This is a genomic window from Idiomarina solivarensis (assembly GCF_033052755.1).
Classification (GTDB): Bacteria; Pseudomonadota; Gammaproteobacteria; order Enterobacterales; family Alteromonadaceae; genus Idiomarina.
In genome coordinates, this window is record NZ_JAVFHZ010000006.1 from 134,576 (window position 1) to 154,930 (window position 20,355).

General features: G+C 43.5%; 20 protein-coding genes. 7 read left to right on the forward strand and 13 right to left on the reverse strand.

All coding sequences use genetic code 11. The annotated features are described in order from the left end of the window. Positions 1-18 precede the first annotated feature (18 nt). Both ribF and murJ read right to left on the reverse strand, forming a co-directional pair. Positions 19-957, reverse strand: a complete 939-nt coding sequence (gene ribF / locus RBK99_RS11210) for a bifunctional riboflavin kinase/FAD synthetase (protein WP_317504691.1) — start codon at positions 955-957, stop codon at positions 19-21. Positions 958-1,017: 60 nt separating this feature from the next. Next, positions 1,018-2,580: a murein biosynthesis integral membrane protein MurJ gene (murJ, locus tag RBK99_RS11215; RefSeq protein WP_317504692.1), complete on the reverse strand. Its 1,563-nt coding sequence runs from the start codon at positions 2,578-2,580 to the stop codon at positions 1,018-1,020. 192 nt (positions 2,581-2,772) lie between these two features. Between murJ and rpsT the strand changes: the two genes are divergently transcribed. From rpsT to RBK99_RS11230, 3 genes are all read left to right on the forward strand, one after another. Continuing rightward, on the forward strand, positions 2,773-3,033 hold the full coding sequence (gene rpsT / locus RBK99_RS11220; protein ID WP_054486760.1) for a 30S ribosomal protein S20: 261 nt from the start codon (positions 2,773-2,775) through the stop codon (positions 3,031-3,033). Positions 3,034-3,230: 197 nt separating this feature from the next. Then, positions 3,231-4,421: a UDP-N-acetylglucosamine 4,6-dehydratase gene (locus RBK99_RS11225; protein WP_317504693.1), complete on the forward strand. Its 1,191-nt coding sequence runs from the start codon at positions 3,231-3,233 to the stop codon at positions 4,419-4,421. A gap of 9 nt (positions 4,422-4,430) precedes the next feature. After that, positions 4,431-5,591 carry a LegC family aminotransferase gene (locus RBK99_RS11230; RefSeq protein ID WP_317504694.1) on the forward strand — a complete coding sequence of 387 codons (1,161 nt, stop codon included), beginning with the start codon at positions 4,431-4,433 and terminating at the stop codon, positions 5,589-5,591. 9 nt (positions 5,592-5,600) lie between these two features. Here RBK99_RS11230 and RBK99_RS11235 read toward each other — a convergent pair whose 3' ends face one another. Genes RBK99_RS11235 through neuB form a run of 3 tightly spaced genes read right to left on the reverse strand, consistent with a single transcriptional unit; the run spans position 5,601 to position 8,532 of the window. Continuing rightward, positions 5,601-6,299, reverse strand: coding sequence for an acetyltransferase (locus RBK99_RS11235; RefSeq protein ID WP_317504695.1), 699 nt, complete (start codon positions 6,297-6,299; stop codon positions 5,601-5,603). Continuing rightward, a complete protein-coding gene (neuC, locus tag RBK99_RS11240) occupies positions 6,299-7,501 on the reverse strand; it encodes a UDP-N-acetylglucosamine 2-epimerase (RefSeq protein WP_317504696.1) in 1,203 nt (400 codons plus the stop codon). Before neuC ends, RBK99_RS11235 begins: the two co-directional genes overlap by 1 nt. Then, positions 7,489-8,532, reverse strand: a complete 1,044-nt coding sequence (gene neuB / locus RBK99_RS11245; protein WP_317504697.1) for an N-acetylneuraminate synthase — start codon at positions 8,530-8,532, stop codon at positions 7,489-7,491. Before neuB ends, neuC begins: the two co-directional genes overlap by 13 nt. 155 nt (positions 8,533-8,687) lie before the next feature. On the opposite strand from neuB, the gene RBK99_RS11250 reads away from it, so the two are divergent. From RBK99_RS11250 to RBK99_RS11265, 4 genes are read left to right on the forward strand one after another with little or no spacing between them, the layout of a single operon-like run. Then, complete coding sequence (locus tag RBK99_RS11250; RefSeq protein ID WP_317504698.1) at positions 8,688-9,740, forward strand: nucleotidyltransferase family protein; 1,053 nt, start codon at positions 8,688-8,690, stop codon at positions 9,738-9,740. A 1-nt stretch (position 9,741) separates the two neighbouring features. Continuing rightward, positions 9,742-10,695 carry a Gfo/Idh/MocA family protein gene (locus RBK99_RS11255; RefSeq protein ID WP_317504699.1) on the forward strand — a complete coding sequence of 318 codons (954 nt, stop codon included), beginning with the start codon at positions 9,742-9,744 and terminating at the stop codon, positions 10,693-10,695. Continuing rightward, a complete protein-coding gene (locus RBK99_RS11260; RefSeq protein WP_317504700.1) occupies positions 10,688-11,380 on the forward strand; it encodes an acylneuraminate cytidylyltransferase family protein in 693 nt (230 codons plus the stop codon). The genes RBK99_RS11255 and RBK99_RS11260 overlap by 8 nt, the downstream gene beginning before the upstream one ends. A 1-nt stretch (position 11,381) precedes the next feature. Further along, positions 11,382-12,110, forward strand: coding sequence for an oxidoreductase (locus RBK99_RS11265; RefSeq protein ID WP_317504701.1), 729 nt, complete (start codon positions 11,382-11,384; stop codon positions 12,108-12,110). Between the two features lie 5 nt (positions 12,111-12,115). Here RBK99_RS11265 and RBK99_RS11270 read toward each other — a convergent pair whose 3' ends face one another. The 8 genes from RBK99_RS11270 to RBK99_RS11305 form a co-directional block, all read right to left on the reverse strand. Next, complete coding sequence (locus RBK99_RS11270; protein ID WP_317504702.1) at positions 12,116-14,185, reverse strand: motility associated factor glycosyltransferase family protein; 2,070 nt, start codon at positions 14,183-14,185, stop codon at positions 12,116-12,118. Positions 14,186-14,254: 69 nt separating this feature from the next. After that, positions 14,255-14,551 (reverse strand): hypothetical protein, encoded by a 297-nt coding sequence (locus RBK99_RS11275; RefSeq protein WP_317504703.1) that lies wholly within the window; start codon positions 14,549-14,551, stop codon positions 14,255-14,257. Beyond that, complete coding sequence (gene fliS, locus RBK99_RS11280) at positions 14,551-14,979, reverse strand: flagellar export chaperone FliS (protein ID WP_317504704.1); 429 nt, start codon at positions 14,977-14,979, stop codon at positions 14,551-14,553. The genes RBK99_RS11275 and fliS overlap by 1 nt, the downstream gene beginning before the upstream one ends. Positions 14,980-15,008: 29 nt before the next feature. Further along, on the reverse strand, positions 15,009-16,421 hold the full coding sequence (fliD, locus tag RBK99_RS11285) for a flagellar filament capping protein FliD (RefSeq protein WP_317504705.1): 1,413 nt from the start codon (positions 16,419-16,421) through the stop codon (positions 15,009-15,011). An 11-nt stretch (positions 16,422-16,432) separates the two neighbouring features. After that, positions 16,433-16,837 carry a flagellar protein FlaG gene (locus RBK99_RS11290; protein WP_317504706.1) on the reverse strand — a complete coding sequence of 135 codons (405 nt, stop codon included), beginning with the start codon at positions 16,835-16,837 and terminating at the stop codon, positions 16,433-16,435. A 168-nt stretch (positions 16,838-17,005) separates the two neighbouring features. Continuing rightward, the gene (locus RBK99_RS11295) at positions 17,006-17,977 is read right to left on the reverse strand and encodes a flagellin N-terminal helical domain-containing protein (protein ID WP_317504707.1); all 972 of its coding nucleotides are present in this window, start codon (positions 17,975-17,977) and stop codon (positions 17,006-17,008) included. A 171-nt stretch (positions 17,978-18,148) separates the two neighbouring features. Then, positions 18,149-19,120 carry a flagellin N-terminal helical domain-containing protein gene (locus RBK99_RS11300; RefSeq protein WP_317504708.1) on the reverse strand — a complete coding sequence of 324 codons (972 nt, stop codon included), beginning with the start codon at positions 19,118-19,120 and terminating at the stop codon, positions 18,149-18,151. Positions 19,121-19,270: 150 nt separating this feature from the next. Further along, positions 19,271-20,251: a flagellin N-terminal helical domain-containing protein gene (locus tag RBK99_RS11305; protein ID WP_317504709.1), complete on the reverse strand. Its 981-nt coding sequence runs from the start codon at positions 20,249-20,251 to the stop codon at positions 19,271-19,273. Positions 20,252-20,355 lie beyond the last annotated feature (104 nt).

Consider the following 20,355-nt stretch of genomic DNA (forward strand, 5'->3'; position numbering starts at 1 on the left):
GTTTCCATTTCCGCATAGTTACTGACTCCGGCACGCTAAAGCCTTGCGTGCGCGGGCGGCATCTTTTTCAATTTGTTCTTGTAAATGCTGCAACGATGCAAACCGTTGCTCATTACGCAATTTAGCCACTGGCGTGACCGTCATCTGCTGACCGTACAGATTGCCTGAAAACTCAAACAAATGCACCTCCAGCTGTACTTCATCACCATTTAATGTAGGCCGTGTTCCCAGGTTAGCAACCCCGGAATAAGTCTCACGGTTTTCGCCCACCTGAGCAGTGACGGCGAACACCCCGTGTAACGGGCTTTTCAACCGCTTTAACGGCACATTAGCAGTGGGAAAACCAATCGTACGGCCGTTTTTCCGTCCGTGCACGACTTTGCCGCACATTTGGTAAGGGCGACCGAGCATCTGTTCTGCCTGTTCGAAGTCACCATCGCTTAAAGCCTCGCGGATAGCGGTGCTGCTGACCCGCTGTTGCTTCTGACGATAACTGTGAGTATCGACCACTTCAAAACCCAGTTCCTTACCCGCCTTTTGCAGCAATTTAAAATCACCTTCGCGCTTATAGCCAAAACGGAAGTCATCGCCTACGACCAAAAACTGAATACCTAATTTACCCACCAGCGTTTTTTCAATGAATTCTTGAGCCGGCTGGCTAGCAAACTTTTTATTAAACTCAATGACAATGTGCCGATCGACCTGCTGTGCACGCAGAGCTAAATATTTTTCACGCCAATTGGTTAACCGTGCAGGGGCTTTTTCAGGCTGGAATAGCTCTTGCGGTTGCGGCTCAAAGGTCATGACCGCAGAAGGCACGTTCAACTGTTGCGCTTGCTCGCGAACCTGGCTCAGCACCGCCTGGTGGCCCAGATGAACACCATCAAAGTTCCCTATAGTCAGCACACAGCCGTGATGCTCAGCTTTGAGATTATGAGTACCGCGAATCAGTTCCATGCCCGCACAATCTTACTCTTTTCCGGAAAAACGCGATTATAACTGATACTGACGCGATAATCAGTACTCACGCGCACGGAAATGTCTTGGCCTCATGCCAGTGATAACAAGCACACTCACGTAACTGAGTGCCCCCAGGCCAATGACCTGCGCCAGAAGCCAGGGGCGTTCTACCAATGAAAGTGTTCGCCACGCTTCTGTATCCGGACTCAGCCACAGTACGATAATAATCATTGTGGTCGTTGCTAATAGCACTTGTACAATAAAACGCCCGGTTCCGGGTTGCTTCTTAAGCACGCCTTCACGCCATAGCGTAACGCCCAGTAAACCCGCGTTTACCGCTGCGGAAGCCGCCGTTGCCATAGCCAGACCAACATAGCTAAAAGGAATGGCCAAAGCGATGTTAAACACCATATTCACCGCCATGGCAATAATACCGTACTTTACCGGCCGCTTAGTGTCCTGACGCGAGTAAAAGCCCGTAGCCAATACCTTGACCATCATAAAGCTGAGTAACCCGGTGGAATAGGCCATGAGGCTGTAGGAAGCCATACGCGCGTCATCAGGATTAAAGGCTCCATGCATAAACAGCACCATCAGCATGGGCTCCGCTAAAATGAACAACCCCACCATAGCCGGCACGCCCAGCACCAACACCATCCGAATACCCCAATCAAGCGTAGCGGTAAAGTTTTCTTTTGACTGGTCAACATGGCGGGACGACAATGCCGGCAAAATGACGGTTGCAATAGCAATACCAAATAACCCCAAAGGGAATTCAAGCAGACGGTCAGAATAATAGAGCCAACTGATGGATCCGGTCATTAAGAAACTGGCAATGAGGGTATCCAGCAATAAGTTGATTTGACTAACGGACACACCGAAAATTGCGGGCAACATAAGTTTGCGAATTCTTGTCACACCGGGGTCTTTCCAGCCCCATTTAGGCTTTACTAATAATCCCGCCTTTTTAAGAAACGGAATTTGAAATAATAACTGGATTAAACCACCAAAAAACACGCCCCAGGCCAGCCCGTACTCCGGCTGCTCCAGTTGTGGTGCCAGCCAAATAGCCGCGGCAATAATAGCCACGTTCAAAAATACCGGTGTAAAAGCCGCTACCGCGAACTTACCCAGTGTATTCAGTATGGCGCCTGCCATGGCCGTAAAGGTGACAAACCACAAATAAGGGAAAGTAATACGCAATAAGTCACTGGCGAGCACAAACTTATGCCCTTGCGGACCACCTTGCCACCAATCTAAAAACCACCCCATGCCAAACAGTGCAGCCACTATGGGGGATGCAACCACACCGAAAATTGTTACCACAGTAACAATAGTACCTAAAGTGCCGGACACCCGGGCTATCAGCAGCTGTTGATCGGGCAGCTCTCTTCCTTGTTTGTACTCGGTGAGCACCGGCACAAAAGCCTGCGCAAAGGCACCTTCCGCAAATAGCCGACGAAGGAAGTTAGGAATTTTATTCGCAAAGAAAAACACATCCGCCGCTGCCCCTGCACCCATCAGGTTGGCAATGACGACATCGCGCACCAAACCCAGCACGCGCGAAATTAAAGTCATAGCGCTGACGATAAATCCTGACCGGAGCAAAGCTTTTGACACGAGAGTTCCTTTCGACTGACCGCTAAGTTTCTGTTTTGATTGTAACTGAGACCAATGGCGGATGCTATTTTATCGAAACCTCAGTTAAAGCCTTGAGTTTTTCCCTTTTCACTGTTGACTTTTGCAGCAGAAAAGGCATAATCTGCGGCCTTTATAAGAGAAGCGTTCTGTTAATGAATTTAGGAGTTCACCTTGGCTAACATTAAGTCTGCTAAAAAGCGTGCGATTCAGGCCGAGAAAAATCGCCGCCACAATGCAAGCCGTCGTTCAATGATGCGTACTTACCTTAAACGTGTAATCGCAGCTATTGAAAAGAAAGACAAAGATGCAGCAAACACTGCAATGAAAGACGTAACCCCAATGCTGGACAGTTACGCGACTAAAGGTCTTATCAGCAAAAACAAAGCGGCACGTCATAAAAGCCGTTTGAATGCTAAGATCAAAGCACTGTAAAAAGAATTACTGACCTGGGCTTAGGCGCAGGGAGAGAAAAACCGGCTTTTTTGCCGGTTTTTTTTGTCTGTTATAATGGATCGAAAGAAGACATCAAAAGCATCCTCAATCGCTCACTTCAAATTGCATTAACTCAAGACATAGCATACTCTGCCGATTACACTTTATAATCAAATCAGAACTATAAAATAAATAACGTGGATAATATTTTATCGTTAATTGGTCGCGATCGAGAACTCTTCTCTGGCGATATCCAAAATCACGAAATGGAACTTTGCGAACAAGTTTCTTCTTCCAGCTTCCTTGTTTTAGGTGGCGCTGGTTCAATTGGGCAGGCGGTCGTTAAAGAAATCTTTAAACGCTCTCCTAAACGGCTTCATGTTGTTGATATTAGTGAAAACAACTTAGTTGAGCTGGTCAGAGATGTCCGCAGCTCTCTCGGCTATATCAACGGTGACTTTAAGACTTTTGCTCTAGATATTGGCTCAGGTGAGTTTGAAGTGTTAATGAATTACTACGGACAATATGATTATGTCCTGAACTTATCCGCCTTAAAGCATGTTCGAAGCGAAAAAGACCCCTTCACATTAATGCGAATGCTTGATGTTAATATTTTTAATACCGACAGAAGCATTGAACACGCAATTAAACATGGCAGTCAAAAGTATTTTTGTGTTTCAACTGACAAAGCAGCGAACCCGGTCAACATGATGGGGGCATCAAAGCGAATCATGGAAATGTTTTTAATGCGGCGCAGTGAGCAAGTGGATATATCAACGGCTCGCTTCGCTAATGTCGCCTTTTCCGATGGCTCGCTTTTACATGGCTTTAATCAACGTATTCAGAAAAGGCAGCCGATTGTTGCGCCCAACGACATTAAACGCTATTTCGTTACTCCAAAAGAGTCAGGTGAATTGTGTCTTATGTCCTGTATTTTCGGAGAAAACCGAGACATCTTTTTTCCTAAGCTAAGCGAAGCTTTGCACCTAATTACCTTTTCTGAAATTGCCGAAAAATACTTAAAGCAAAGAGGCTTAGAACCCGTACTTTGTCAGTCAGAAGATGAAGCCAGAGAACTGGCTTTAACCTTACCCGAAAAAGGCCAGTGGCCATGCCTTTTTACGGGAAGTGACACCACCGGAGAAAAAGACTTTGAAGAGTTTTTCACTCCAGATGAAACAATCGAAATGAACCGCTTTCGCAATATTGGTGTGGTTAAAAATGAGCTGAATTACTCATCTGACTTACTTAAGAATTTTGAATACGAAATCCTTAAACTCAAGCAGTCAAAATGCTGGAGTAAACAGGATATTATTGATCTTTTTCGTACTTTGCTGCCAAACTTTGATCATAAAGAAACTGGCAAGTACCTCGACGGTAAAATGTGAATTAGCCTTATGTCACCAACGACATCTCAACTCAGCGAGTTTATCCGGTCACTCTACCAGACCAATGAGTTTATTCCCTTGCACGCGCCAACCTTTGGCGAGCGGGAAAAGCAGAATGTTCTCGACACTATAGAAAGCACCTTTGTTTCCAGCGTCGGTGAATACGTCACGAGTTTTGAGAAACAAGTGGAGGCTTTTACCGGAGCCCACCGGGCGATCGCGACCGTCAATGGCACCGCGGCTCTTCATACTGCCTTATATATGTCGGGGGTCGAACAAGGCGATTTTGTAATAACTCAGGCTTTAACCTTTGTCGCGACCTGTAACGCCATTCATCATATGGGAGCAGAGCCTGTATTTGTTGATGTAAATCGTCAAACGCTAGGTATGTGCCCTGTCGCTTTAGAAGCCTACCTTGATGAATCTGCGATAACTGATGGAGAAAATTGTATTCACAAACGGTCAGGTCGCAAGATCTGTGCCTGTGTTCCCATGCATACCTTTGGTCATCCCGTTCAGTTAGATGAGTTAGTCACTGTCTGTAAAAAGTGGAACATAGAGCTTGTAGAAGATGCAGCAGAGAGCTTAGGGTCATTTTATAAAGGTCAACACACCGGAACCAAAGCTCGCTTCTCAGCACTTAGCTTTAACGGCAACAAGATTATTACTACAGGTGGTGGTGGCATGTTGTTGTGTGCAAATGAAACTGAAGCGCGCAGGGCGAAACACATCACGACAACTGCCAAAGTGCCTCATCCCTACGAGTTTTATCACGATGAGCCCGGTTTTAACTACAGAATGCCCAACCTCAACGCCGCTCTAGGTTGTGCACAAATGGAAAAGCTAGAAACATTTATCGAGAAGAAACGTGAACTCGCACAACAGTACAGACACTTCTTTAAAGACTCAAACTTTCAGTTTATTGATGAGCCATCTGAATGCCGTTCAAACTTCTGGCTAAATGCCATTTTGTGTGAAAATGAACGTATACGTGACTCGGTTCTTGAGGAGCAAAATAGAGCGGGAATCATGTGCCGCCCAATTTGGCAACTAATGAATAAGCTGCCAATGTTTAAGCATTGCCTGCATGGTGAGTTGCCCATATCAGAAGATATACAGTCTCGTTTGGTGAATATTCCAAGCTCCCCAATTGGATGGGACACTATTTAGTTAGTAGCTTTATCTTTCCAAAGGACGTGCAGGGTTTCCTACCACTGTAGTGTTTGGTAAAACACTTTTTGTCACAACTGCCCCCATGCCAACAATAGCGCCCTCTCCAATAACTAAGGGGCTCTCATCATTACCTTGCTTTATTATCGCCCCAGTTCCAATATAAGCTCTATCCTCAATATGCACGTTTCCATTACAATTTACTCGGGGAGCGAACGTCACATAATCACCAATAACACAATCGTGAGCTACATATGAATATATATTTGCATGAAATGATTTTCCAATGGTTACGTTTTCTGTTACCAAAGTATTCCCACAAAATATAGCACCAACCCCTATATCACTACTTTCACCTATCCTTGAGTCATCTGATATTAGAGTCACAGCTAAAGCTCCATGCTCATCGCATTTTTTAGTTACTGACTCACGAAGTTGGGCATTCCCAATGGCCACACTAAAAAACTTTTTGCTTACCGGTTTATCAAAGAATTCAGTTTCAGATATTACTCTATACCCATTTATAGTCTCAACATCGGTGCTTTCGTCAACAAACACCAGCTCGACACTAGTTTCTTTTAAGTCCTCTTTGAGCATTTTCGAAATTGTCTGCTTAAAAATTGGCATAACTTCTCGAGCAAATCCCCCTGCACCGAAAACTCCAGCCAGGATCGTCTTTCCAGCTTCATCTTTTATTAGCTTATTCATTACAGCCGTCCTATACAGAAATTTAAATCATGAAATTTTTTGGGGCCCAACGAATACAATTTGAGGCTCTCAAGTTGTTCAACTATCCTCTTTGCTGCCCCTCCACAACCATAAGGATTCTGTACTTTTGTCATATTATCTAAAAATGTTGGTTGCTTTATCTGCTTTAAAGCACTCAGGATTTCATCCTTTTCTGCTGCAACATCGATAATGCTAGAACTACGCAGTCGTCCTCTCTGCCTTTCACCAATATTAATTGTGGGAACTTTCAAAGTAGGCGCTTCTGCCAATCCACTAGAAGAATTACCAATTACACACGCTGAATATTTCATGCAACTAAGATAACGAGTGTGCCCTAATGACGGAAACGCAAAAAAGTTTTCGTTGAGCTCAGTAAATTCGATAATTGACTTCGACATCTTGTCACTATTTGAATCAGCATTTGGCAAAGTAAAAATGATTTTATGAGCTTCCATATCATTCAAAGCAGAAAGAAGGGCATTGAGATTTCTCAAGTTATCTTCGTCGCTCAGGTACGTTTCTGGATGATACGTAACTAAAAAAAATGGAATATCTAATCGAATACCCAGCGATAATTCTAAGTTTTCCTTAGATAAAAGTTTTGCCTCATTTAATGCATCAACACCTAACCCACCAACATTGAAAACATTAGATGGTAACTCTCCCATTTGAATAATGCGCTTACGATATTCTTCATTCGCAGCAAAATGAATACTTGCGGCTTTTGTTATCATGTGTCGGATCGAGTCATCTAAGGCCCCCTCCGTGAGTTCTCCTCCATTGAGGTGTATAATCGGGATTTTTAAAAAGAAAGCACTAACCGATGCCGCCAAAACTTCGTACCTGTCCCCTAAAACAATAACGCAATCAGATACTAAATCTATGTAAGAATCAGTAAACTTTCTTATTCCTAAAGCAACCAGTTTTGAAACAACTTCATCGCTGTAACCTACCTCAGTATCGGTTACTTCTTCAGGTTGCAATGAAACCTTCTTATCTATAAAAAATCCGCTCGATTCAACTTCATCAACTGTATAGCCATGCTCTTTTGATAAGTGAGAGCCCGTTACTATAAGCTGTAAGCCTAATCTCTTTGACTTTTTAATCTGCTTAATTAGCGGAATTAAAAGACCAAAATCTGCTCTAGTTCCAGTGATAACGCATATTTTTAATCTTGCCATTTGATAAACTCATCTTCTGAGTAATTATAATGTGACTTTTGGCCAATAACATCATCCCAATACATTGGTGATAGACCGGTACCGGGCCGCTTAGTGGTAATATTCATTTCCGAAAAAACTTCCCCCTTTTTTATATTTTTTGAAGCGACTATAGATTTCCTGGCAACTAACGCATTCCGCTTTTCACTTGGTGATGGGCGTTTAACTCCATCCCCCAATGCGTTTTCAATGTTTCTTATGCACTGAACCATATATTTAAATTCATCTGGTTCCAAGCTTGACCGATGATCAGGTCCTGACGACGTCTTATCAAGAGTGAAATGCTTTTCAATAACTTTTGCGCCTAAAGTAACAGCAGCTATCGGTACTTCGACACCAAGAGAATGGTCAGAGTAACCAACGGGTAGACCGAGAGTCTCTGACATTGATTTTAAAGCTCGCAAATTTATTTCATCAAAGGGTGCAGGATATTCTGTGGTGCAATGTAGAACAACAATATGTTCTTTCTCTACTCCATTTTCCGTTAAAGCATTCACTGCTTTACTAATTTCTTCAAGGTTAGCCATTCCCGTAGAGAGTAAGACAGGTCTACCTAGGGAAGAGTATCTAGATGCATATGCCCTAAGTAAAGGTAAGTTTGTGAGTTCACCAGAGGCTATTTTTAACATCGGCAGACCTAATTTTAAAAGTAAATCGAGGCTATCTACGTCAAACGGTGTCGAAAGAAACTTGATGTTTGCATTATTACATTCTTTATAAATTTCAGTATGTTCACTGTCGCTCAGCTCTAGCTTTTTCACCATCTGATATTGAGTTTCCTCTTTACCTGTCGTTTCAATTTGGTACCGAGCCTTTGGAGCTGTTTTCGAAATATTACTCGCCGTTTTAAAAGTTTGAAATTTTACGTAATCTGCACCGGCTTTCGCTGCCGCTCTTACTAACTCCTTTGCTATAGCTACATCTCCGTTATGGTTGACACCTGCTTCGGCAATTACTATCACGGGTTCATTTCTATTCATATCAATACTCATACCTAAAAGCTCCTCGACTGTACATATTGCCACCTATTGACTAGACACTTGAATGGCGCCCCTACTCGTATTTTCAAATTATTTTTCTATGGTAGTATAAAATGGAGACATGATGTAGCTTAGACGTACTATTCTGACCGGGGTTAGTAAGATTCATGTATAGTAAGTTAGATAATATTTTACTCTACTCACACCAAGCATTACTTGAAGCTCTAAAGGTCATAGATAAAGCAGCCTTACGTATTGCTATAGTAGTTGACGAGAGAGAACAATTAGTCGGCGTGGTAACAGACGGTGATATTCGCCGACATCTCATCAAAGGTGTCAGCCTCAATGAGCCTGTTTCCAAGGTTATGAATACCAATCCTTTGACAGCACCAAGTACAATTACAAGAAAAGATGCTGTCAAGTTAATGGAGTCAAATGGTCTACTTGCCCTGCCTTTAATAAAAAATGGCCAAGTTGTTGGACTGGAAACACTTAATCAACACGGTTCTGGAAGAACGTATGAAAATCCGGTGTTCTTGATGGCAGGAGGTTTTGGAACACGATTAAAACCTTTAACTGATAATTGTCCTAAACCCCTTCTAAAAGTCGGTGACAAACCTATTTTAGAAATTGTTCTCGACAGCTTTATACGAGCAGGGTTTAAAAACTTTTATATATCTACTCATTATTTACCCCAAATGATTAAAGATTACTTTGGCGATGGTTCAAAGTGGAAGGTAAATATTACCTATGTTCACGAAGAACAGCCGTTAGGCACAGGTGGCGCGTTAGGGTTATTGCCTAGCGATGTTCCCGATCTCCCACTGTTCTTAATGAATGGTGATGTACTGACTAATGTTGATTTCGAAAAAGTTCTAGAGTTTCATAACAAGCAGAATGCTCATGCAACAATGTGTGTAAGAGACTACGAATACCAAGTGCCTTTTGGCGTAATACAGGGGACGGGCAATAGAGTTACCAACATGGTTGAAAAGCCAGTTGAGCACTATTTTATAAATGCAGGTATTTATATCGTAAGCCCTGAGTTACGGCGCGCGGTTTCGAAAAACCGGTACATAGACATGCCGTCACTACTCGAGTCTTCAATTGAGAAACAACAAGATGTGGTGATGTATCCTGTGCGTGAATATTGGCTGGATATTGGAAGAATAGAAGATTATAAACGTGCGCAACTCGATATCATAAATCTGGACTTTTAGAATGAATAAAGTCGCAATTATTGGCTGTGGTAATATCGGGCAGCGCCATATGCGTAACGCCTCGACTTTATTTCCCGAAGCAACCATATACGCTATTCGCTCAGGTGGAGGCAACACATCCTGCCCAGCCGAAGCAGATCAATTAATAGGAATCGGTCAATTAGACGCCTCTTACAGCCTTGCTATTGTCGCGTCCCCCGCCACTTTACATATAAAACATGCACAGCATTGTCTTAATATGGATATACCCACATTGATCGAGAAACCGTTATCCCACGACTACGTTACAGCAAAACACTTTGTTCGCGGATTAAAGCAAAGTTCCAGCGCCATTGCGGGAGTTGCTTATTGTCTAAGATACTTGCCTTCAGCCCAATTTATAAAATCGCTATTGGAAACAGAGCAATTAGGTCAAATCTATAACGTCAACGTTGAGGTAGGACAATACTTACCAGATTGGCGTTCTGGAGTCGACTATACTCAATCGGTATCTGCCCGCTCGGAGTTAGGCGGCGGAGCGCTAAACGAATTAAGCCACGAAATAGATTACATGAATTGGCTATTCGGAATCGATAAAATACTATCAGCCTCCACACGTCGCTCTCAAGAATTGAGCACCAATGTTGAAGAGATTGTCGATGCCCAGCTCAAACTAAAAAACAATGCAGTTGCTTCGCTTCACCTCGATTTTTTACAAAAACACCCGCACCGGAAATGCATTATTGTGGCCGAGCATGCACGAATTGAATGGGATTTAATTACCAACTCTGTTACGCAATTGAGTGCAAAAGGCGTGCAAACAATTTTTGATGGGCTAGGTTACAATAAAAACCAAATGTATCTGGATATGCTCAAGGACTTTATAATAGAAAAACGCCACACCGTTAACCTCAATGAAGGGTTGGAGGTTTTGCACATTATTCAGCGAATTAGAGAGAGTGCTAGAAATGTCTAAAACCATCGCTTTTGTTTTTGCCCGGGGCGGATCTAAAGGGCTTCCAGGTAAGAACATCAAACCCTTATGCGGCAAGCCTCTAATTCAGTACTCCATTGAACGTGCGTTGGCAAGTGAGCTGATTGACGATGTTTATGTATCAACAGATGATAGTAAGATTGCAGAAGTTGCCCTCAAATGCGGAGCCAATATCATTGAGCGACCTAAAGAGCTGGCGACAGATGCTAGTCCCGAGTGGCTGTCTTGGCAACAGGCTACCAATTGGGTAACACAGAACAAAGGTCCTTTCGACATTTTTGTCAGCTTACCCGCAACCAGTCCGTTAACCAATAAAGAAGATGTCAACGCAGCAATTTCTCAACTTAAACGATCGAATGCGGATATCTGTTTAAGTGTCACACCGTCAAATCACCATCCGAACTTTAATATGGTAACGCTAGACAACAATAACTATGCTCGTCTCATGCTAACTTCTGAAAATAAAGTTACTCGTCGACAGGATACATCTAGAGCGTACAATATAACGACTTGTGTCTATGCAGCGACCGTCGACTTTATTTTCAAAGCCACCGGAATTTTTGACGGCACAGTAACTGCTATAGAAATCCCCCGCCAACGTTCAGTCGATATAGACGATATCATTGACTTTAAATTCGCAGAGTTATTGAAAAAAGAGCAGGAATAATATGTTAGAAAATAAAAAAATTATTGTTTTTGGATCTAGTGGACTTATTGGTCGTGCCGTATCTAAAGCTTTGTCCGACAAAGGTGCCCTCATTTTAGCGGCAGATATTAATTCAACTGAATTATCCGGTTCTCATTACCAATCGATTAAGTGCGATGTTACTAGTGAAGAAGACGTTGAGCGGATATTTATCGATAACTCTCCGATAGACGGAGTCATAAACTGTGCGTATCCGCGTAATAAGCAATTTGGTCAGGCAATGGAAAAGGTTTCGCTGGAATCTTTTAACGAAAATATATCACTGCAGCTTGGCTCATCATTCAACGTTTTAAAACATGCCGCAAACTACTTCAGCAAAACGAATCACCCTGTATCAGTCGTTTCTTTGAGCTCGATTTATGGGGTTGTCGCCCCCAGGTTTTCAATTTATTCAGGCACAAAAATGACAACACCTCCTGAGTATGCAGCAGTTAAATCAGGGCTGATACATTTAACCAAGTATTTTGCTCGTTATGTCAACGACTCTAATTTCCGAGTCAACTGCATCTCCCCCGGAGGAGTCGAAGATGGGCAACCGGACTCTTTTCAATTAGCTTATAAAAACGAAACAATGGGAAAAGGAATGCTTAACGCTGAAGATTTATGCGGCGCCGTCGAGTTTTTACTCTCAGACGCCTCTAAATATATCCAGGCAAATAATTTAATTGTTGATGATGGCTTTTGGTTATAGAAAGCTCAGTCAGCTGACATTGTACACTTCTCTAACCAATCCGTCTTAAAGTCGACTTTTGCTTCTGACAGAAAGTCGACCCACTTACGCATCGCAACGTTAAAACGCCCTACACAGTAGTCTTCATCGTTATTCAAAAATAGAAGTGATATCATTGGACACTGAAAATACAGTAACTCACCCTCTAGTACATAATGAAGATGAGAGTATTTTGAGCCCCTATGGCTGTATAAGTACCTTGCTTGTCTTCTAATATTATCTAAAGCTTCCCCGCGTGAAGAAATTTTTTCAGCACTGAGCTCAATCAAGTGATCACATATTTCATCATACTTCTCAAAATCTAAATATTTACTAAAGTCCTCACACTGAAACTCATCGAATAGATCACCTTTTATATGTTCAACGACTAACTCTTTATCAATATTAAAAAACTCAGGTAGTAAATATTCAGGCCGTAGTGGTAAAGCCCCCTCCACTTTAGCCCCTTCGCCAACGTTATAGCATTCAACCCCCAGTACTTTCCCGTAGCTTTCGAGCAGTCTTCCCATTTGCCTGGCGGACATCGCAAGAAGATTCGAGGACATAACAGTGCCACCAAAATTTCCTTCGAGCTGGTGAGGAGCCTTATGCATTTTTATGGATTTCAACGGCCCTTTATAATAATCCGAATCTTTTGAATGGTGCCTACCATCTGAGGCATAGCCGTTATCGACACCAAACAGATATATTTGCTTGAAACCTAGATAAACAGCATAAGACAAGCTGGTATTGGCAACCATAGGATTGCAAAATGACAAGTAGTTAAGGGGCCTTTTTTTCTCATTTAGTAATATAAAGTTTAAGAGATCACCGCCAGCATCCGTCCCTTTACCTGCCATTCCTACCCAACGGTATAGAGGCACAACATCCGGATAGATAAGGTTAAGCGTCAACAAGTTCAATTTATTATATTGCTGCGCCGGAAGAGACTTTAATAAATTATCATATGTGCTTTTGGGCCGCTCAACCAATGTATGAAAATCAGGAACAATATCGTGCTTTAGTAAAGTTTGGAGAGCCGTGCCAGCAGCTATAATTATTGCTTGGTCTTTGGTTTCTTTTAGGAAATCCAAACTTTCGTCAAGAGAGGGTCCATTCCCTACCACATAGATAGGGAAACGCTGAAACTTATTTAAAGTGTTTCCTCTTATTTTAAGAAGATTGATTCCACGGCTAGAGTTATGCACGGTGTGGGCTATAGCGGTAGTTGCATCATTATAAAATCCGTATCCGCTGTGCATTTCAAACAATCGTTGATAAAACTGCTTAATCAGCTCGCCTGTACTTTTAGATGGGTAATGCTGGTAGCAAAAACATTTAGTTAAGGAAAAAGCACCAATATCCTGAGAAACTCTGTAGAGATCATCAATGAATGTCTGATAAGAAGCACCGAGCTGAAAGATAAGCACCCCATGCTGCTCATCCACTTGTTCAATAATCGACTTCCAGTCAATGCAGTACAAGCTGCAGTAAAAGTTCTCAAAGCTTGGCTCAATCAAATAAATATAATCAAACTGTACTTTGTCCAATAAAATTGGCAGGTGATATCCTAGCCCGATACCAAAAATGATTGCCGTAGGAAACCGTGCTGGTAAAACTTTTAACGGCTCATAGTCTCCTGACTCTTTTACAGCAATTCCCAACTGCTTTAAATGCCGCGCATGCAAACGCTCATCATCACTTGGTGTACCAGCATAGCTAGAAAAATCGATATGGTTTACATAGGGATTTTCCAAGTGCTTTTCGACCTGTTTTGTCACTTGGGAAATTGGATCAGTACCATAAAGTGTAACGCCAGTTTTATGCTCTCGAATATTCCCATAACCTGTCTCGGTAACAAATAACTCAAGGGGTGCATCTGACTGAAACTCGTCAATACTTTTGGCAATGTTGGGATAAAACGACTTAAATGCCTCGAGGTTAGATTGAAATCTTTGCTCAGCTTCCTCTGCAAACTGCTTTTCTCGTTCTATGTGAGACTCGGAGGCTTTGAGTCTATGCATCAGTTGAGAAATCTGGTCTTGTATCTTGTCCATGGAATGTACCGCGTTAATTCATTACACACCACTATAGCCCGACTTAGAGCCGGTACTCAAGCCTTACGGTCATCCTGTATTGTCTTGGTACTCTTTCAGTGATCGCCGCCCTTTAGTGAGCTTTTTAAGACCGTCTTGAATAATAGCTTTTTGTTGATTTGCTTCTTTTTCATAGCGACTAAGTACATCGCTTACCGCACTCAGCTTTTTGCCTTTATCTTCTGAGGTACTTTCGTTGTCAGACAGCACCTCATCAATCCGCTTGCGAAGCTTCAAGAATAACCTTTCAACATGGGCCTGATCCATCTGCTCTGTATCAAGTTCATCTTTTATCAAGGCTAATAGCTGATCAAGTGACTCAGACATTAAGCACCAACAACAGATGCCTGCGCCGATTGCGATTCAGCTTCTTCTCTGGCAGACATTGGAATGGAATCCCAGGATGACTTTATTTGCGATAAAAGGCCGTGAACTTCTGTCACCTTTTCAACATCATTATTGCGTGACGCATCGGCAAGCGTTTCGTTCATGTACAAGTAGAGCTGCCCCAAATTATTAGTCACCTCACCGCCAACATCGCTATTTAAACTCGTTCTTAGCGACTCAATGATATTAGATGCCTTACTGATATACTGACCCTTTTTCTCCAAGTCCTTGCGTTCAATTGCACCTTTAGCGTAGTTTAGGTTATCTAAAGCACCCGCCATCAACATCTGAATAAGCTGATAAGGATCGGCTCCTGCTACGCGCTCTCTTAGTGAATTCTGAGTATAACCTTTTAACTTTTTATTCATTTCTCGCACCTCAATACTTAACGGCGAATTTAGTCTTTACCACCAAAACCTGGTAAGTTACCAAGCTGGGCCGATAAAAAACTTTGTGTACTTTGCATTTGGGCCAGCATCACATCAAGCCCTGAATATTTTTCCCTTAAGCGGGATTCTAGTTGTTGCATACGGTAACTATGATCCAGACGATCCTCTTCAAGACGGTCGAGCCGTTGAGTCAGAGAGTCTTCTCTAAAGGTAATAGCGCCGCGAGACTCAATATAGTTATCCATCAGTCCTTCAAAACGACTGGCGACACCATTTTCATTCGAGAAAATTTTACCAAATGCATTAAAATCCTGATCCATTGCTTCGTTAACGCTACGCACCAGATTGTTTTTTTCCAGTTTTCCGTCTTTATTCAGGCTCAATCCGATGTCAAATAAGCTTGAAAAATCACCCGCACCATCCACATTGCTGGTTAACACATTGACCATTTGGTTTTTTAAGTTACGCATCGTAGAATCGGCATTTAAAACCGCAGAGTTTCCCGTTTTAGGGTCAAAAGCAGTGGCTTTATCCATAATGTCCACAACCGCGTTATACGATTGCACGAACTCATCAATCAGCTTACTGACACCTTCTCTGTCTCGCGCTATCTCGACTTGGGCTGTTTCATTATTTTCGCTTTCTTTTACCGCAGTAATTGTTGAACCTTGAATAACATCGGTAAAGGTATTGGTACTACTTGTCGCTAAAATACCATCGATTTCAATTTGGGCATCCGTCGCCTGATCATTAACCGCTATAGCCATACCACCAGCACCACCGCCAAACGCCTGGGTTGATAACGCATCAAGCTCGGCATTATCATTCGTCACCGTTAAATCATTACCAACACCAGAAACGTTAGAGTTAAACACCAGTTTAGCCTCAGTTCCTGTATTTATTATATTCGCAGTAACACCGAAGTTATCAGCAGAATCATTAATTTGCTGGCGTATGTCTTCAAGCGTGGAATCTGCGGCAATCGTCAAATCAAAACTTTTGTCCCCTGCGGCGAAGCTTAGTGTACCTTCCGCCGTATTAACGATTTGATCAGAAGATGCAAAAGAGCCACCTGCGGAAACCGCCCGCGAGCCTTTTGCTAATTGCAGCACTTCTACCGCAAACGAACCACTGCCTGAGTCATCATTACTTGAAAAACGAATCAGATCACCTGATTCCGGCTGAGTTAAATTAGCAACTCGTTTGTCAAATAAATTACTATCACTCAGCTTATTCACAACATCATCGAACTTTGATAATGCCGATTTTACTGCACCTAAAGCCGACAGTTCAGTCTCATATTGAGACTCCTGACGCTGAAATTTTGCTTGTTGTGGCTGATTGGTTGCCTGTAAAGTCGACGAAATAATCGCCTCAAGGTCCAGACCTGACCCCACACCTGCAGAAGTAAATAACGGCATATCAATGTTCCTTACACTTGCTTGTCAAACAAAAAGCCTGACGTGTTACCTTTGTTATCGGCAACTTCTTCCAGAGCTTTAGCCAGTTTAACGGCCAGTTCTGAAGGAATTTGACGAATCATCTCTCCACTGTCTTTGTCGACAACTTTGACCACAGGAGGATCCCCTCGCTCATCAAATACAAATTGCAAACTTGTATTTCGAATCGCACTTGAGTCATTCATTTTTTCTATTACTTCTGAAACCGATTCGGGTTCAACTTCTTGCTGAGTACTTCGTTGCTTGCCTTTAACTTCTTCAACTTTAGAGATCACTTGCTCTCTTTGAGTCGTTACAACGTCTTGCCGATTGCCTGCTTCCAGTTGCGGCGAGTTCATCGCTGCCCCCGTACGGAACTCCATTGATAGGTCGGCCATAAGAGTCACCTTTTCCCCATTTTAAATGATTAGTTCTTTCCATATGGTCTATCGGCTACTTATTAGACAAACTTTAACTTTTTTTTTGATTTACTACAAAAAAACATAAAAAAACCGGGCCTACTAAAAAAGTAGGCCCGGTTTCGAAGTGATTTTTAAGAAGCTAAATTAGCCGAGAAGCTGTAACGCTGCCTGTGGTCGCTGATTCGCCTGCGCCAAAATGGTTTGTGAGGCCTGCTGCAGGATCTGTGCCTGAGTCAGTTTTGCTGTCTCAGCCGCAAAGTCGGCATCTTTAATACGCGATTTCGCTGCTTCCAGGTTTTCCGCCACGTTACCCTGGTTACGAATGGTTGACTGAAAACGGTTTTGAACTGCACCCAGCTCAGCACGCTTTTTGTCAACGACCGCAATTAGTGAGTCCATACCGGCCAATACCGCTTGAGCCCCTTCTTGAGTACTAACCGAGATACCATCGGCTTCAAATACAGCTGCAAATGAAAGAGCCGATGCGCCGTTGTTAGTAGCAGTAAAGGTTGCGGTTCCATATGATTGAGTCAATGTCTCACCGGTTACTACTGAAGCAACACCCGCAATACCGGATAGTGTAAAGCCTCCGTTAGCAGTTAGACTATTTGCAGTAGCATCCCCGCCAACATTCTGCATTGAGAACTCAATGGTTTGGTTCGCATCAGCACCAACCTGGAACGCCGCCTCATACGAGCCGTCCAGCAGGTTCTGGCCACCAAAGGTCGTATCTTCTGCAATACGGTTGACTTCGCTCATCAATACACGAATTTCTTCCTGGATCGCCAGACGATCTTCACCGGTATTTGAGCCGTTAGCCGCCTGTTGCGCCAGCGTACGAACACGCTGGAACGTGTTGGTCACTTCGTCTAGCGCACCTTCAGCAGTCTGCGCCAAAGAGATACCGTCGTTTGCGTTACGGTTACCCTGATTAAGACCCATGACCTGAGATTCCAGGCGGTTTGAAATCTGTAAGCCCGCTGCATCGTCAGATGCGCTGTTAATGCGGAAGCCTGAAGACAGGCGTTCAAATGCCTGATCAAGTGAGTTACCTGAGCTGATCAACTGACGCTGTGCGTTCAGTGAACTGACATTAGTATTTACATATAAAGGCATAATTATGTTCCTTAGTTTATTTTGGCTACTCTTCGGGTTTAGCCGAAAATATAACCCTCTACTAAGCTAACGGCCAAGAAGCGGCAAACTTTAGCCGCTTTTTAATTTGTTTATAAAAAAGCCGGAACAGCTTTTACTGTGCCGGCTTCAAATAATAAATAGAGTCTACGTTTAGCCCAGAAGCTGTAACGCTGCCTGTGGTCGCTGATTCGCCTGCGCCAAAATGGTCTGTGATGCCTGCTGGAGGATCTGTGCCTGAGTAAGTTTTGCTGTCTCAGCCGCAAAGTCGGCGTCTTTAATACGCGATTTCGCTGCTTCCAGGTTTTCCGCCACGTTACCCTGGTTACGAATGGTTGACTGAAAACGGTTTTGAACTGCACCCAGCTCAGCACGCTTTTTGTCAACGACCGCAATTAGTGAGTCCATACCGGCCAATACCGCTTGAGCCCCTTCTTGAGTACTAACCGAGATACCATCGGCTTCAAATACAGCTGCAAATGAAAGAGCCGATGCGCCGTTGTTAGTAGCAGTAAAGGTTGCGGTTCCATATGATTGAGTCAATGTCTCACCGGTTACTACTGAAGCAACACCCGCAATACCGGATAGTGTAAAGCCACCGTTAGCAGTTAGACTATTTGCAACAGCAGTTCCTCCAACCTTTTTCATTGTAAAATCAATGGTTTGGTTGGCGTCAGCGCCCACTTGGAATTCAGCGGCGTAAGAGCCGTCCAGCAGGTTCTGGCCACCAAAGGTGGTATCTTCTGCAATACGGTTGACTTCGCTCATCAATACACGGATTTCTTCCTGGATCGCCAGACGATCTTCACCGGTATTTGAGCCGTTAGCCGCCTGTTGCGCCAACGTACGAACACGCTGGAACGTGTTGGTCACTTCGTCTAGCGCACCTTCAGCAGTCTGCGCCAGAGAGATACCGTCATTCGCGTTACGGTTACCCTGGTTAAGACCCATCACCTGAGACTCCAGGCGGTTTGAAATCTGTAAGCCCGCGGCATCGTCAGATGCGCTGTTAATGCGGAAGCCTGAAGACAGGCGTTCAAATGCCTGATCAAGTGAGTTACCTGAGCTGATCAACTGACGCTGTGCGTTCAGTGAACTAACATTAGTATTTACATATAAAGGCATAGTTATTCCCCTTATTTAGAAGTGCAAACATAGTTGCTGCACGAAACCGTATGCTTATAAAGGGTATCGGCGAAGTTTTTTATTTCTTGAGGGGAGAAAAGAAAAAAGTCGAGAAAAACTCGACTTTTTTCATATAGGATAGATTAAAAATTAACCTAAAAGCTGTAACGCCGCCTGTGGACGCTGGTTCGCTTGTGCCAAAATAGTCTGTGACGCTTGCTGGAGGATCTGTGCCTGAGTCAGTTTTGCTGTTTCAGCCGCAAAGTCGGCGTCTTTAATACGTGATTTCGCTGCTTCCAAGTTTTCTGAGACGTTACCCTGATTACGGATGGTAGATTGGAAACGGTTCTGAACTGCACCCAGCTCAGCACGCTTTTTATCTACAACCGCAATCAGTGAATCCATACCCGCAAGTACTGCTTGAGCGTTATCTTGGGTTGATACTGAGATACCATCCGCTGTAAAAACGCCAGCGAAATTGACAGTAGCCGTCGTAGCAACAGCAGTGCCATTAAATGTTTGAGCCGTACCGTATGATTCTACAAGCGTTTCACCCGTTACTTCTGCGGCAATTCCTGCGATACCCGATAAAGTAAAGCCACCGTTCGCACTTACGCCGTTTGTAGAAACAGCAGAGCCACCAACTGTTTTCATTGAAAAATCTATGGTCTGGTTGGCGTCAGCGCCCACTTGGAATTCAGCAGCATAAGAGCCGTCCAGCAGGTTCTGGCCACCAAAGGTGGTATCTTCTGCAATACGGTTGACTTCGCTCATCAATACACGGATTTCTTCCTGGATCGCCAGACGATCTTCACCGGTATTTGAGCCGTTAGCCGCCTGTTGCGCCAACGTACGAACACGCTGGAACGTGTTGGTCACTTCGTCTAGCGCACCTTCAGCAGTCTGCGCCAGAGAGATACCGTCATTCGCGTTACGGTTACCCTGGTTAAGACCCATCACCTGAGACTCCAGGCGGTTTGAAATCTGTAAGCCCGCGGCATCGTCAGATGCGCTGTTAATTCGGAAGCCTGACGACAAACGTTCAAATGCCTGGTCAAGCTTGTTACCTGAGCTGATCAACTGACGCTGTGCGTTCAGTGAACTGACGTTGGTATTTACATATAATGGCATAATAATGCTCCTCAGTTACCTAGCCTAAGCTTGGATTCAATCGTTGTTGCCAAGCTGGAGGAAGTGTGCGGCTTCGTGTTTCGCCTGGTTAAAATTTCCTCTCA

Bases quoted from the DNA above. Each gene is read 5' to 3' on its own strand.
- RBK99_RS11265 (WP_317504701.1), top strand. From the start codon at position 11,382: ATGTTAGAAAATAAAAAAATTATTGTTTTTGGATCTAGTGGACTTATT.
- RBK99_RS11275 (WP_317504703.1), bottom strand. From the start codon at position 14,551: ATGTCTGAGTCACTTGATCAGCTATTAGCCTTGATAAAAGATGAACTT.
- neuC (WP_317504696.1), bottom strand. From the start codon at position 7,501: ATGGCAAGATTAAAAATATGCGTTATCACTGGAACTAGAGCAGATTTT.
- RBK99_RS11230 (WP_317504694.1), top strand. From the start codon at position 4,431: ATGTCACCAACGACATCTCAACTCAGCGAGTTTATCCGGTCACTCTAC.
- RBK99_RS11290 (WP_317504706.1), bottom strand. From the start codon at position 16,837: ATGGCCGACCTATCAATGGAGTTCCGTACGGGGGCAGCGATGAACTCG.
- RBK99_RS11260 (WP_317504700.1), top strand. From the start codon at position 10,688: ATGTCTAAAACCATCGCTTTTGTTTTTGCCCGGGGCGGATCTAAAGGG.
- RBK99_RS11255 (WP_317504699.1), top strand. From the start codon at position 9,742: ATGAATAAAGTCGCAATTATTGGCTGTGGTAATATCGGGCAGCGCCAT.
- neuB (WP_317504697.1), bottom strand. From the start codon at position 8,532: ATGAGTATTGATATGAATAGAAATGAACCCGTGATAGTAATTGCCGAA.
- fliD (WP_317504705.1), bottom strand. From the start codon at position 16,421: ATGCCGTTATTTACTTCTGCAGGTGTGGGGTCAGGTCTGGACCTTGAG.
- fliS (WP_317504704.1), bottom strand. From the start codon at position 14,979: ATGAATAAAAAGTTAAAAGGTTATACTCAGAATTCACTAAGAGAGCGC.
- RBK99_RS11250 (WP_317504698.1), top strand. From the start codon at position 8,688: ATGTATAGTAAGTTAGATAATATTTTACTCTACTCACACCAAGCATTA.
- RBK99_RS11305 (WP_317504709.1), bottom strand. From the start codon at position 20,251: ATGCCATTATATGTAAATACCAACGTCAGTTCACTGAACGCACAGCGT.
- RBK99_RS11295 (WP_317504707.1), bottom strand. From the start codon at position 17,977: ATGCCTTTATATGTAAATACTAATGTCAGTTCACTGAACGCACAGCGT.
- RBK99_RS11235 (WP_317504695.1), bottom strand. From the start codon at position 6,299: ATGAATAAGCTAATAAAAGATGAAGCTGGAAAGACGATCCTGGCTGGA.
- RBK99_RS11270 (WP_317504702.1), bottom strand. From the start codon at position 14,185: ATGGACAAGATACAAGACCAGATTTCTCAACTGATGCATAGACTCAAA.
- ribF (WP_317504691.1), bottom strand. From the start codon at position 957: ATGGAACTGATTCGCGGTACTCATAATCTCAAAGCTGAGCATCACGGC.
- RBK99_RS11300 (WP_317504708.1), bottom strand. From the start codon at position 19,120: ATGCCTTTATATGTAAATACTAATGTTAGTTCACTGAACGCACAGCGT.